The sequence below is a fragment of the Dysgonomonas termitidis genome (assembly GCF_054657735.1).
In genome coordinates this window covers 2,728,959-2,743,390 of the sequence record NZ_BAAHYD010000002.1, presented here as the reverse complement: position 1 = coordinate 2,743,390, position 14,432 = coordinate 2,728,959, and the positions used below count along the sequence as shown (strand labels likewise).

8 protein-coding genes are annotated in these 14,432 nt (G+C 40.1%); 6 read left to right on the top strand and 2 right to left on the bottom strand.

Going from position 1 to position 14,432, the window contains the following annotated elements; translation table 11 throughout:
• Window positions 1-14 precede the first annotated feature (14 nt).
• Both ACYQ3L_RS15495 and ACYQ3L_RS15490 read right to left on the bottom strand, forming a co-directional pair.
• Complete coding sequence (locus tag ACYQ3L_RS15495) at window positions 15-1,787, bottom strand: hypothetical protein (protein ID WP_459952440.1); 1,773 nt, start codon at window positions 1,785-1,787, stop codon at window positions 15-17.
• Window positions 1,788-1,916: 129 nt separating this feature from the next.
• On the bottom strand, window positions 1,917-2,516 hold the full coding sequence (locus tag ACYQ3L_RS15490) for a SagB/ThcOx family dehydrogenase (protein WP_379997785.1): 600 nt from the start codon (window positions 2,514-2,516) through the stop codon (window positions 1,917-1,919).
• Window positions 2,517-2,700: 184 nt separating this feature from the next.
• Here ACYQ3L_RS15490 and ACYQ3L_RS15485 point away from each other — a divergent pair, with 184 nt between their 5' ends.
• The 6 genes from ACYQ3L_RS15485 to meaB all read left to right on the top strand — a co-directional run bounded on the left by ACYQ3L_RS15485 (window position 2,701) and on the right by meaB (window position 14,360).
• Window positions 2,701-3,924, top strand: a complete 1,224-nt coding sequence (locus ACYQ3L_RS15485; protein ID WP_379997787.1) for a lipoprotein N-acyltransferase Lnb domain-containing protein — start codon at window positions 2,701-2,703, stop codon at window positions 3,922-3,924.
• On the top strand, window positions 3,921-5,510 hold the full coding sequence (locus tag ACYQ3L_RS15480) for an alkaline phosphatase family protein (RefSeq protein WP_379997789.1): 1,590 nt from the start codon (window positions 3,921-3,923) through the stop codon (window positions 5,508-5,510). The genes ACYQ3L_RS15485 and ACYQ3L_RS15480 overlap by 4 nt, the downstream gene beginning before the upstream one ends.
• A 50-nt stretch (window positions 5,511-5,560) precedes the next feature.
• Window positions 5,561-8,875, top strand: a complete 3,315-nt coding sequence (gene secA, locus ACYQ3L_RS15475) for a preprotein translocase subunit SecA (RefSeq protein ID WP_379997791.1) — start codon at window positions 5,561-5,563, stop codon at window positions 8,873-8,875.
• Between the two features lie 280 nt (window positions 8,876-9,155).
• The gene (gene gyrA / locus ACYQ3L_RS15470) at window positions 9,156-11,744 is read left to right on the top strand and encodes a DNA gyrase subunit A (protein ID WP_379997793.1); all 2,589 of its coding nucleotides are present in this window, start codon (window positions 9,156-9,158) and stop codon (window positions 11,742-11,744) included.
• Window positions 11,745-11,766: 22 nt separating this feature from the next.
• Window positions 11,767-13,032: a tetratricopeptide repeat protein gene (locus tag ACYQ3L_RS15465; protein WP_379997795.1), complete on the top strand. Its 1,266-nt coding sequence runs from the start codon at window positions 11,767-11,769 to the stop codon at window positions 13,030-13,032.
• A 227-nt stretch (window positions 13,033-13,259) separates the two neighbouring features.
• Window positions 13,260-14,360 (top strand): methylmalonyl Co-A mutase-associated GTPase MeaB, encoded by a 1,101-nt coding sequence (gene meaB / locus ACYQ3L_RS15460; protein WP_379997797.1) that lies wholly within the window; start codon window positions 13,260-13,262, stop codon window positions 14,358-14,360.
• Window positions 14,361-14,432: the final 72 nt, after the last annotated feature.

The following is a 14,432-nucleotide window of genomic DNA, read 5'->3' as shown; positions in this document are numbered from 1 at the left end:
CTATCTACCCCATTTCAGACTGCATCTGAGTGAAATAGAGGAAGTGATTTAATACACCTCTTACACTTCTTCCGGAAAAAATCGCGGAAAATATAAAGGCACAATATGATAATGCTTATAATTGACACACAATAACTTATACGCTGGATAATTGTACCGTTGTACCAGACTTTCACATGTCCTTGTTTATCCACCGGAATTTGTACCAATCCTTTGGAGCTTTCACTCACAGGAAGCCTTTTGCCGTCCATTTCCGCCGCGTATCCCTTGTAATACACCAGGGGAAGTTCCAGGCTGTCAGGAATATACACATCTACATCAAGACTCGTTATTCCTTTATTTTTGCTAAATCCGGATATAGATGTCGCGGCATTTTTACTTTTCACGGTATCGCCCCTTGACCAGATATAATCAAAGCCAGGCAGCTTTGTGGGAAAATATTCTCCTCCCGCAACGCGCCAATATACAAGCAACGAATCTTTCTTCGAGTACTGCTGCAACTGTTCCCGCAATGGCGTATCTTTGCCTATTGTATATTTATAACCTCTCCTTTCGCTATACGAATAAGCATCATTATCGATAATTGTGTATATGAATACAAAGGTTACAAACACAACAATGCTTCCTATCAGCTGCTTTCTTGTTGTTCTAAGTATCTGCGACAAATAATACCCCGAGGCTATAGCAAAGAAAAGGCTGGAAAAGCCGAACAACCTCCACGGGAACTGGATAAAATCCAGCAGGCGGAAAGGAAAAACATCCCACGGGAATACATTTAAGTTTGGTGTAATATAGATCAGGCCTATGATTACACCAATATCGGCATATTTCAATTGCCCGGATTTATTACGGACAAAGAAACGTAATAAAACAGGCATAATAAGCAATATACCTATTGGCGGGAAAAAGTGCCAGGTATGTAAATTTGCGTAAATATCTTTCGGATAGGAAATTACACTTCGCAATACATAGGAAAAATTAAACGTCATATCTGTTATTCCTACAATACGGCGGCTTTTATCCTCAAAGTAAAATGTATCGGACGCCATCTGCTCCAGCATGGGAAACAGGTAATAACTTGTAATAACTATGGTTACGATACCTGCCAGCACTAAATAGCCGAGACGTTTCGGCTCTTTTACCAGGCTCTTATAATTGACGGCAAGCAAAATGACTGCCGTTACAAACATCAGTACCGATGAAATCAGGTGCGTGAAAATCAGCAGGCTATATGCTATGGCTAAGACATACCATTTTTTGTAATCACCCTTAATTATAAGACAAAGCCCTAAAAGGACGAAAGGAATAAGGGAGAGGGAGATACTTTCACCCAACGCGGCCCGTTCATACAAATTGATTATACGATAGACACTGAATGTATATAACAATGATGAAACCGCGGCAGCAAAAGAATCCTTAAAGAGATAGTTCACAAACAAATAGGACGAAATACCACACAGGACAGTGATGGAAAAAAGCATAATGAGGTAAACGTATATCAGGGGAATAAATTTACCCAGGATGGCAAAAGGGATCAGCATGACGTCCGGGTAAAATGCTTTTGTAAAATATCCGTAGCCGTTTGCTCCATCATAGTCCAGATAGATAAGAAACGGGCTTCCCAGATTATCGATCAGTGCCTGCAACCTTCCGCAATGGAAATAGAAATCATGACCGGGGGCAAAAGGAATATAAAGCACTATCATTGCCGCAGACAGCAAGATAAGAGCAGTCAGAAATATAAAAAACGTTTTTCCCCGTTTTTCGTTATTAAGAATATGTATCATTATGAAATAACCTGAGTCGCTTGCTATAAAACCATACAGTCCACCCAAAGAACGTATTTGGGCAGCAGTATTTTATCCCGCTATCCTCTTGCACATTATATGCAATATTATACTATTTGAGCTTTCAATTTACTTAATAAATCCCACGGCCTGCACCAGGGCAACCTCCTGTTTATCTGTCAGTTTCAACACATTGTGTACATCCGGTCTTTTGAATGAACCACGGGCTACAGCTCCCAGTCCTGCCGAAGCACAATAAAGATATACATTCTGAATGGAGAAACCTGCATCCATGAGTCCTGCATCCCGGCTATTTTTATCCAGGTTAATAACATAAATCAAAGATAACGAAGCATTTTCAGATATATTCGGTTGTCCCAAAGCAGCTCTGAAATCACCTTTTTCTTTTAAGACCAATTTGTTTGCTTTAGCATCATAAAAATAAATACCACTACTAAACATCACATATACATCTACTTCCTGTTTGTTTTGAGAGGAAGGTACCGTACGCTTATCTTCCCTGTTGAAACCGTATGCCGCCCACAATAAATCAGATAAAGTCTGAGCCGGCAGATCTTTCTTTTCAAAGCTGCGATGCGACTGGCGGTCATTCAGAGCCTCCATCAAAGGTTTTCCTCCGGTTTTTGCAGGGGGAACTAACTGTATATCCTGAGCCGATAAATAGCTAACCAGACATAATAAAGCAATGATTAATGATCCTCTTTTCATAATTAAAAAATACTTTTAAATTTTAACATTAACAAAAATAGATAATAATAACAATTAAAGCTTCCCATTTGAAATCTTTAATGCTATTTTTTAAGTAAAATTCACAACATTATGTACGAATGAATACTCTATTCGAATATATTTTTCATCATATATCTTATCTTTGTGATGAAATTTTTCAATAATGCGAAAACTGATTATACTTCTTTCGGTAATTATCGGGATGGGTGCCCAGACAAAGGCTCAGGATATACCCCGGACCATATTGAGCGATTCGGCCAAAGTCAGCCTGCTCACTAATGCTCCATGGGATGAAGCCGTCTATTCCTTGTTCGGGCATACATCTGTCCGGGTAAGCGATCCGATGCAAAATATTGATTATGCCTTTAACTTTGGCCTGTTCAATATATCCAAATCCAATTTTATACTTCTCTTTATGAAGGGGGAAACCGATTATATGGTTGCTCCCATACCTTATAATTCATATTATCAGGAATATAAAGAAAGAGGTGTAGGTGTGGTTGAACAGATATTTAACCTTAGCCAAAAAGAAAAACAGGATATATATGATGCGCTGTTAACAAACTGTTTGCCGGAGAATAGAGTATATCGTTACAATTATTTTTACGATAATTGTACGACCCGCCCCAGAGATATATTTGAAAAATATATTAACGGTAAAATAAATTATACACCTACCGATAAAAAACAAACATATAGGGATTTAGTTGTAGAATGTACCAAAAGTAAACAATGGTTCCGTTTCGGAATAAATCTGGTCATAGGTGCAGATGCAGATAAAGTGATAACAGACAGGCAAAAATACTTTCTGCCTCAATATCTGATGAATGCCTATGAGGGAGCCACTGTAACAGGCGACAGTATTCCGAGAAATATTTTATTGTCCACAACCACTCTTCTGGAAGCGAAACCTTTTGAAAAAGATTTTCCCGTTACCCCCTTATATGCAGGTATAATACTACTGGTTGCCAGTATTATTGTATCATATCTGACTTATAAAAAACAAAGAACGGTGCCGGGAAAATTATTCGATACTGTATTATTTCTGATTGCAGGAATAGCGGGGTGTATTATCTTTTTCCTCATGTTCTTTTCGGTACACCCTTGTACGAATCCAAACTGGAATATAATATGGCTAAATCCGCTGCAACTCATTGTGGCTCTGCTATTCTTTGTAAAATCACTGTCAAAGTGTATTTATTATTATCATTTTATTAACTTTGTGGCGCTTTTAGCGTTTCTTTTGGCATGGAATTTGATTCCTCAACAGTTAGAAATGACATTCATTCCGTTCATTTTGTCCCTCGGACTAAGATCGTTTATGAATATTTTGCAACAAAAAAAGTTAAAGAAAAAAGCTGATTACAGTTTACCAAGAACAAAATGATAAGAATAATAACCTCATTAGTAGCAGTATTGACTATTACATCTGTTCAGGCTCAGACCACTGTGCGTGAAACACCCAAATTAGTAATAGGCATTACTATAGATCAGTTAAGGGGGGATTATCTCGAACTTTTCCGAAACAATTTTACTGAAAGAGGATTTAAGCGCCTGCTCAATGAAGGCCTTGTCTATCAAAATATAAAATTCGATTTCCCTTATCTCGATGATGCTTCAGCCATAGCCACGATCTACACCGGTACTACGCCGTTTTACCATGGGATCGTAGGCAATAAAAAGTATCTGGCGGCAAAGGAGCAGGAAGTCTTCACGTTCTCAGATCCCGCCTATTTAGGCAACTATACAGATGATAAGGTTTCTCCTCTAGCACTCAAATCCTCGACTATTACCGATGAATTGAAGCTTGCCACCAAGGGAACTTCTGATGTATATTCGTTTGCTCCGCAAATATCTCAGGCTTTGATCACTGCGGGATTGAGGGGCAATGCCGCATACTGGGTCGACGACTACACAGGCAAATGGGCTTCGAGTACATATTACAAAAATTTTTACTGGACAGTAGACCAGGATAACCGGGGCAATGCAGGCTTTTCGGTTCAGGCATGGGATATGCGATGGACTCCGCTTTTGAATATCAGCGATTATAAAGCTTTCCCTTATGTAGAGAACAAAGCCTCTTTTACACATCATACAGGTACTGACAAAGCGACATACTTACTGGCAAAACAAACTCCCGTCGTAAATCAGAATGTGACAAGCACAGCTTTGACAGTACTTTCTAAAGCCGAATTAGGAAAACGTACAAGCCCGGATTTTTTGTCACTCACGTTTTATGCAGGTAATTACCCTAACGTAAGATCAGATTATTCATACGAAATCCAGGATGTATATGTACGGCTCGATCGCGAGATAGAAAAAATTCTGGATGAAGTAGAAAGAACGGTAGGCCTTAAGAATACATTGATCTTTATCTCATCTACAGGATACTACAACTCTAATGACGCCAGCTATCCGGACGGACAAAATATCCCTGAAAACAAATTCTATGTCAATCGTTGCGAAGCATTGCTGAACATGTATCTGATGGCCATTTATGGCAGGGACAACAAGTGGGTGAATAAAATCTACAACGGACAGGTATATCTCAATAGGGAATTAATAAAGCAAAAACAAATATCATTACAGGAAATACAGGATAAAGCTGCCGAATTCGTTTCCGAATTCACAGGGGTACAAGAGGTGTATACCTCTTACCAGATACAGCACGGGCAATGGAATCCTGTAATGGAATATTATAAAAACGGTTATACAAGAGAAACGTCAGGTGACCTTTTCATCGAGTTACAGCCGGGCTATAAAATTGTAAATGAACAGGATGCTTCTTTTAAGGAAAAGCAGATACGAAATAATGCGGTTGTCTGTCCTGTTATATTCTTCGGGAATAACATAAAGGCCGACAGGGTGAAAAGGACTGTCAAGGCTACAGAAATAGCCCCAACGGTGTCCTATATCATGCGCATACGTTCGCCGAATGCGGCAAGGGAAGAAGCTCTGTCAGAATTACTTTAGAAATCTTTAAATCTTGAAACATTAAATTTCGAAATAAATAAACTAAATATATGGGATTCGCTGATATTTTATCATCATTATTCGGAAACAAATCTCAACGCGACTTAAAAGAGATTAATCCGTACGTAGACCGCATCAGAGCAGTATATCCGTCAATAGAAAAACTTTCTCATGACGAATTGCGCGCCAAAACTGCTGAAATAAGGCAACAGGTACAAGATTATGTGGCCACCGAAAAAAATAAGATTGCTGAACTGAAAGCCGGTGTAGAAGCGTTGGAAATAGACCAGCGTGAAGATGTATGGGCAGAAGTGGACAAGCTTGAAAAGGAAGTTACCGACAAATATGAAGAAGTACTGGAGAAAGTACTTCCGGAGGTATTTTCAATTGTAAAAGAAACTGCCCGCCGTTTCACCCAAAATGAAGAAATTGTAGTAACTGCAACCGATTTCGATAGAGAGCTTGCAGAAACACACGATTTTGTCGATATAGATGGAGACAAGGCTGTTTATTACAAACACTGGACTGCCGGAGGTAATGAAATAGTCTGGGATATGATCCATTACGACGTACAGCTCTTTGGAGGGGTTGTACTGCATAAAGGTAAAATTGCCGAAATGGCCACCGGGGAAGGTAAAACACTGGTAGGCACACTGCCTGTATTCCTCAATGCCCTTACCGGAAACGGAGTGCACGTGGTAACGGTGAATGACTACCTCGCAAAACGTGACTCGGAATGGATGGGACCTATATATATGTTCAACGGCTTATCCGTCGACTGTATCGATAAGCATCAACCGAATTCGGAAGGCCGCCGCAAAGCATACCAGGCAGACATCACATTCGGTACGAACAATGAGTTCGGATTCGACTATCTGCGTGACAATATGGCGATCAATCCTTCAGACCTCGTTCAACGTAAACATAATTACGCGATTGTCGACGAGGTGGACTCTGTATTGATCGACGATGCACGTACTCCATTGATTATATCTGGGCCGATACCGAGAGGCGAACAGCAATTGTTCGAAGAATTCCGTCCCCGTGTAGAGATTATCGTAAAAGCGCAAAGGGACCTTTGTACTAAATTACTTGCGGAAGCTAAAGTAAAAATGGCTTCGGAAGACAAAAAAGAACAAGAAGAAGGCAGCCTGCTCCTATATCGCTCATTCAAAGGACTTCCTAAGAATAAGCCGCTTATTAAATTTCTGAGTGAACCGGGAATTAAATCTTCGATGTTGAAAACCGAAGAACATTATATGGCTGAACAGATGCGCAACATGCATATTGTTACTGACGACTTGTACTTCGTTATCGATGAAAAGAATAATAGCATAGAACTTACAGATAAAGGTATCGACCTGCTTACAGGCAATTCCGACGACCCGTTATTCTTTGTATTACCGGATATCGGCGCACTTCTTTCCGACTTGGAAAATCAGTCATTGACCGATGCTCAAAAAGCTGAAAAGAAAGACGAACTGATGCAGAGTTACTCTATCAAATCGGAACGAGTACACACTGTAAACCAATTACTTAAAGCATATGCATTGTTTGAGAAAGACGATGAATACGTTGTTATCGACAACAAAGTAATGATTGTAGACGAGCAGACCGGCCGTATCATGGATGGCCGCCGCTACTCTGACGGGCTCCATCAGGCAATAGAAGCAAAAGAACGTGTGAAAGTGGAAGCTGCCACGCAAACATTTGCGACTATTACCCTCCAGAACTATTTCCGTATGTATCATAAACTTTCGGGGATGACCGGTACGGCAGAAACAGAGGCAGGCGAATTATGGAATATCTACAAGCTGGATGTGGTTGTAATCCCTACCAACAGGCCAATTGCCCGTAAGGATATGAACGACCGTATATACAAAACGAAACGTGAAAAATACACAGCTGTTATACACGAAATAGAAGAACTTGTAAATCAGGGCCGCGCCGTACTCGTAGGTACTACTTCGGTAGAGATATCAGAATTATTGAGCAAGATGCTTACCATGCGTAAGATCAAGCATAACGTACTGAATGCCAAGCTACACCAGCGTGAGGCCGAAGTTGTGGCACTAGCCGGGCAACCGGGAGCAGTTACCATCGCCACCAATATGGCCGGTCGTGGTACCGACATCAAACTTGCACCAAGTGTGAAAGAAGCCGGAGGTTTGGCTATTATAGGTACCGAAAGGCACGAATCACGTCGTGTAGACCGCCAGTTGCGTGGTCGTGCAGGACGTCAGGGAGACCCGGGTTCTTCCGTATTCTATATCTCGCTGGAGGACGATTTGATGCGCCTGTTCGCTTCGGAACGTATTGCCGGGATGATGGACCGTATGGGCTTCAAAGAAGGTGAAATGCTTGAACACAACATGCTTAGCAAGTCTGTGGAACGTGCACAGAAAAAAGTGGAAGAAAATAACTTCGGTATCCGTAAACGCTTATTGGAATATGACGATGTAATGAACTCACAACGCGAGGTTATCTACAAACGTCGTCGCCACGCACTTATGGGTGAACGTATTGGTATCGATATCGTGAATATGTTCTACGACACAGCCGTAAACATAGTAGAACAATATGCCGATAATCTCGATTACGAAGGCTTGAAGATAGATCTGCTGCGTTTGCTTGCTATTGAAGTTCCGTTCGATGAAGCTGGCTTCCGCACAATGAAATCGGATACAATGGTAGATCAGATTTATGACAGGGCAGTCCAGAACTTTAAACATAAAATGGACCGTCTGGCAGAAATCGCAAATCCGGTAATCAAGCAGGTTTATGAAGAACAAGGCGATAAGTTCGAAAACATACTGATCCCTATCACAGACGGAAAACGCGTCTATAATATATCATGTAATCTGAAAGAAGCATATGACAGCCAGTCGAAAGATATTATCAAATCATTCGAGAAAGCCATTGTATTGCACACCATAGACGAAGAATGGAAAGAACATCTCCGCGAAATGGACGAACTTCGCCAGTCTGTACAGAATGCAAGTTATGAGCAGAAAGACCCGTTATTGATCTATAAACTGGAATCGTTCAATCTGTTCAAGTCGATGCTCAACAGTGTTAACGGTAAAGCTGTTACAATACTGATGCGCGGACAAATACCTGTGCGTGAACCTGAACAGGTACGTCAGGCTGCTCCTGAACAAAAGACAGATTACAGCCGTTACCGCACCGAGCGCAATGAAATTGAGGATGGAGGTGCTGCTCAGGGGGGAGGACAAAGACCTCCGCAACCACAGGGAGCGCCGAAAATTGCACCTGTACATGTGGATAAGAAACCGGGAAGAAACGATCCTTGTTTTTGTGGAAGCGGCAAAAAATATAAAAACTGTCACGGAAAAAATGAATAAATAAGTAATGAGTCGTAAGTCGTAAGCTTGCCAGTATATCAAACGATATAATCTTGTGGCTTTGCCATCTTAAAACCTATTAGCTACTACTTAAAACTTACCACTCATCAAACCACATAAAAAGCCCGATGAATTTAGTATTCATCGGGCTTTTTTGCCTTATTATATTTTCTTAATACAAAGAAAATTTGTATCTTAGCATGTTTTTTGAACACTAGAAAATACCTTATTTCCGAGGTACTTCACAAATATTTGAGAATAAAAATTTTATCTTAAAATAATGGCAGAAACAGAGGACAGAATTATTAAGATTAACATCGAGGATGAAATGAAATCGGCCTACATTGACTATTCAATGTCGGTAATTGTATCGAGGGCATTACCCGATGTCAGAGACGGATTTAAACCCGTTCACCGCCGTATCCTTTTCGGTATGAGCGAACTTGGTAACGCATCTAACAAACCACACAAAAAATCCGCCAGAATAGTCGGAGAAGTATTAGGTAAATACCACCCACACGGCGATTCATCAGTTTATTTTGCGATGGTACGTATGGCCCAGGAATGGAGCATGCGATACCTGTTGGTAGACGGACAGGGTAACATGGGTAGTGTTGATGGTGATATGCCTGCTGCCATGCGTTATACAGAAGCAAGACTTAGCCGTTTGGCCGAAGAAATGCTTAAAGATATAGATAAGGAAACCGTTGATTTTCAGTTAAATTTTGACGATACGCTCAAAGAACCGACAGTTCTTCCCACACGTATTCCGAATCTGCTCATAAATGGAGCTTCTGGTATAGCCGTAGGTATGGCTACCAATATGGCTCCTCATAATATGACGGAAGCTATCAACGCCACTATTGCCTATATAGAAAATAAAGACATAGACACTGCCGGATTGATGCAGCATATAAAAGCCCCCGACTTTCCATCAGGAGGCTTTATTTATGGTTATCAGGGTGTTATTGATGCTTTCGAAACAGGTCGCGGACGCGTGGTTATGCGTGGCCGTGCCGAAATAGAAATGGAAGGTAATCATGAGAAGATCGTGATTACAGAAATTCCATATCTTGTAAACAAAGCTGAATTAATCAAACACATAGCAGACCTGGTCGGGGAAAAACGTCTCGAAGGCATCAGCAATGTCAATGATGAATCAGACCGTCAGGGGATGCGTATTGTGGTGGATGTCAAACGTGATGCAAATGCGAATGTTGTTTTAAATAAACTATATAAACTAACGGCATTACAATCTTCATTCAGCGTAAATAATATAGCCCTGGTCAAAGGCCGGCCAAAAACGTTGAACCTAAAAGAAATGATAGGCTTTTTCGTTGAGCACAGGATTGACGTTGTAACGCGCAGGACTATTTATGAACTTCGCAAAGCAGAAGAACGTGCTCATATATTAGAAGGATTAATCATAGCCTCAGATAATATCGATGAAGTCATTGCTATCATCAGGGCCTCAAAGTCGCCGCAAGAGGCTATAGAAAGCTTAATAGAGCGATTTAAGCTATCTGATATACAAGCCCGTGCCATAGTCGAAATGCGTCTGCGTCAGTTGACCGGACTGGAGCAGGATAAACTACGTAACGAATATGAAGAAATTCAGAAATTAATAGCTTATTTGAATGAAATTCTTGTAAATGAAGAACTTCGCATGAAAGTTATTACCGATGAATTGATTGAAGTAAGAGATAAATACGGTGATGCGCGCCGCACAGAAATCGTATACGCTTCAGAAGAACTTAATCCCGAAGATTTCTATTCCAATGATGAAATGATCATTACCATTTCACATCTTGGCTATATAAAACGTACTCCTCTTTCTGAATTCAGAGCGCAAAACAGAGGTGGAGTAGGAGCAAAAGGTTCGGAAACCCGCGATACGGACTTCATAGAACATATTTATCCGGCATCTATGCATAATTATATGCTGTTGTTTACGCAAAAGGGTAAATGTTACTGGCTGCGTGTATTCGATATACCTGAAGGAACCAAGAACTCGAAAGGGCGTGCTATTCAAAACCTGTTGAATATAGATTCCGATGATAAAGTGACAGCATTTGTCCGTGTAAGAGGCTTCAGTGACACAGAATTTATAAACAGTCATTATCTGATCTTCTGTACAAAAGAAGGCGTTATAAAGAAAACAAGCCTGGAAGCTTATTCCCGTCCACGTCAGAACGGAGTGAATGCAATTACTATCCGCGAAGAGGATAAAGTGATTGAAGTACTGATGACTGACGGCGAAAGTGAAATCTTGCTGGCAAACCGCAACGGACGTGCAATCCGCTTCAATGAAAAAGACGTGCGTGTAATGGGACGCACCGCCACAGGAGTACGAGGCATGCGTTTGGACGAAGACGGCCAGGACGAGGTGATCGGTATGTTGGCTATGTCGAAAGAAGCCCAGAGAAATGAAACTATCATGGTGGTTTCAGAGCAAGGCTATGGTAAACGTACAAACCTTAACGAAAAAGATGAAGAAGGAAACGAAATACTCGATGAAAACGGCGAAATAATACCGGTTTACCGCATTACCAGTCGTGGTGGCAAAGGGGTTAAAACTCTTAATATTACAGAAAAAACCGGTAAGCTTGTATCCATAAATAGTGTAACAGACGAAAACGATTTAATGATTATTAACAAGTCTGGTATCACTATTCGTCTAAAAGTTTCAGATATTCGCACTATGGGACGTGCTACTCAGGGAGTAAGGCTCATAAATTTAGGAAAAAGAAACGATGAAATCGCATCAATCTGTAAAGTTGAATCTGAACCGGAACAGGATGAAGCAGAGGATATTGACATTCTGGACAGAACAGATAATACAAACAATACAGAAATAACCGAAGAATAATTAATTTAAAATAAATGATTTTATGAAACGTATATTATTAGTAACATCATTATGCTTGCTTGCCAGCTTTTCATTCGCTCAGAAAAAAGCTGTGAAAGATGCAAAATCTGCCATGAAGAATAATGTGTCTGAGGCTAGGGAACTTATTAAGCCTGCTCTGACAGACCCGGAAACGAGTAATGATCCGGAAACATGGAAAATAGCCGGAGATATTGAATATAAGGCATTCGACGATGAGCGTACTCTGGAAATGCAGAAAGAAATAACCGGAAAAGGTGGTAACGAAGAATCTATGTATATCGGCTTGTATAATATGTACGATCCATATATCAAAGCTGACGAATTGGGCCAGGTAAAAAATAAATTCAGAAAAGATATCGTTAAAAATATGAGAGACGGCCACAGGTTCTATATCAATGGCGGTGTTTTCTACAACGATAAAAAAGACTTTAAAAAAGCGGCTGACTTCTTTGAAAGATACTGGGAGTTGCCTACATTAGCGATGTTTGCTGATTCACAAGCTGATTTTAACCTGCAGGATACGACATATCAAACAATCAAATATTACGCAGTAATCAGTTCAATCCAGTCTCAAGATCATCCACGCTCGATAAAACTATTGAAAAAACTGATAGCAGAGCCATATGTTCAAAACAGCACATACAAAGAAAGTGATGTATATGAACTGCTTACAAGCGAATATCAGCAAATAGAAGACAGTGTGGCATATGTAAACGCTTTATTGGAGGGTGCTCAGAAATTCCCTAAAAATAAATATTTTACACCAAATCTGATCAATGAATACATCAGAGGAGGCAAGACTAAAGAAGCCATTGCATATCTAGATCAGGCAATTATAAATGACCCGTCAAATACATGTGACCTGATGAGCGTTAAAGCGTCTTTGTATTCAGAACAGAAAGATTATGCCCAGGCGGAACCTGCCTATCAGACCGCTTTAAATGCCGATGCAAATTGTGAAAGAGCTTTAGAAGGATTAGGCGTACTTTATGTACTGCAAGCACAGGATATGAAAGAAAAAGCCGGACAAACCACTAACAGGAAAGAACAAGCTGAGATGGACAAACAAACAACAGAGTTATATACAAAAGCTCTGCCGTATCTGGAAAAATACCGCGACATCCTGAAGAACAAAAATGCTGACAGTTCAGACCTGAGACCGGCATTAATGAAACTACAGAACGTTTATTATAACTTAAGTCTTTTGAATGTAGATAAATCAAAAGAATTAGACGCAATAGACAAAGAACTCAGTGAATTGAACTAAGTTTTCTAAATAATATATAAGAAAGCATCTATGGAGTTTCTATAGATGCTTTTCTTTTTATTATCTTCTCGTTTTTTGCTATATTTACAAGCTGAATTTAAAGATTAAATTAATCAAGGAATAAATCCGGATCAAAGTTATATAATTACTATTATGTTTAATTACATATTTTGATAGTTCCCTTTATAACTTCCTATCCAGACTTATTTATAGCAATAAGCACGTACATGGAACATTTCGAAAATGATGAACAATTTCAGGGATTGCGCGTAAATAAAGGTACAGGAGAACAGCCTACAGTCAATCCTTACTTAGATAACTTCAAAAAATTCAAACGTAAGACATATACTGTATCAGAATACGTTGAAGGGATACTCAAAGGAAATATAAGTATTCTGGGACAAGCTGTAACACTTATAGAAAGCGCAAAAACAGATCATCAATCTATAGCGCAGGAAGTTATCGAAAAATGTCTTCCATATACCGGTAATTCTGTACGTGTGGGTATTACAGGTGTACCTGGAGCGGGAAAAAGTACATCTATAGACGCTTTTGGAATGCACATTCTTAAAGAAAATGAAGCATCAAAGGTTGCAGTATTGGCTATAGACCCGTCCAGCGAACTCACCAAAGGCAGTATCCTGGGAGACAAAACACGTATGGAACGGCTGTCCATAGAAAAGCGAGCCTTCATTCGCCCCTCCCCTTCCGCAGGCTCACTTGGCGGTGTTGCCCGCAAAACACGGGAAACGATTATTCTATGCGAAGCTGCCGGGTTTGATCGTATTATAGTAGAAACTGTAGGTGTTGGACAATCTGAAACGGCTGTACATTCGATGGTCGATTTCTTTTTATTGATACAATTAGCCGGAACCGGCGACGAATTGCAAGGGATCAAACGCGGAATAATGGAAATGGCTGACGGAATAGTTATCAATAAGGCAGATGGAAATAATATTGAAAAAGCCCGTTTGGCACAATCCCACTTTCAGAATGCATTACACCTGTTTCCCCTACCCGATTCGGGCTGGGAACCTAAAGTGTTGACATACTCCGGCTATTATGAAATAGGGATTGATGAAGTATGGAATATGATAGACGATTATATCAATTTTGTTAAGAAAAGCGGCTACTTTGAACACAGACGCAATTCCCAATCCAGATTCTGGATGTATGAAACTATTAATGAACGACTGAAAAGTAATTTTTATAACGATCCGGAAGTGCAAAAGGAATTGAAATTTTGCGAAAACCAAGTGTTAAATTCACATATGAGTTCGTTCGTTGCAGCTAATAAAGTGTTGGACATATACTTAAAACGCTCATAGATAACCTCTTTTTAACTAAAGAGAAGCTTTATTATTCACTTTTAAAGTCCTTATTTTACCACAGAATTGATT

Bases quoted from the DNA above. Each gene is read 5' to 3' on its own strand.
- ACYQ3L_RS15495 (WP_459952440.1), bottom strand. From the start codon at position 1,787: ATGATACATATTCTTAATAACGAAAAACGGGGAAAAACGTTTTTTATA.
- gyrA (WP_379997793.1), top strand. From the start codon at position 9,156: ATGGCAGAAACAGAGGACAGAATTATTAAGATTAACATCGAGGATGAA.
- meaB (WP_379997797.1), top strand. From the start codon at position 13,260: ATGGAACATTTCGAAAATGATGAACAATTTCAGGGATTGCGCGTAAAT.
- ACYQ3L_RS15480 (WP_379997789.1), top strand. From the start codon at position 3,921: ATGATAAGAATAATAACCTCATTAGTAGCAGTATTGACTATTACATCT.
- secA (WP_379997791.1), top strand. From the start codon at position 5,561: ATGGGATTCGCTGATATTTTATCATCATTATTCGGAAACAAATCTCAA.
- ACYQ3L_RS15465 (WP_379997795.1), top strand. From the start codon at position 11,767: ATGAAACGTATATTATTAGTAACATCATTATGCTTGCTTGCCAGCTTT.
- ACYQ3L_RS15490 (WP_379997785.1), bottom strand. From the start codon at position 2,516: ATGAAAAGAGGATCATTAATCATTGCTTTATTATGTCTGGTTAGCTAT.
- ACYQ3L_RS15485 (WP_379997787.1), top strand. From the start codon at position 2,701: ATGCGAAAACTGATTATACTTCTTTCGGTAATTATCGGGATGGGTGCC.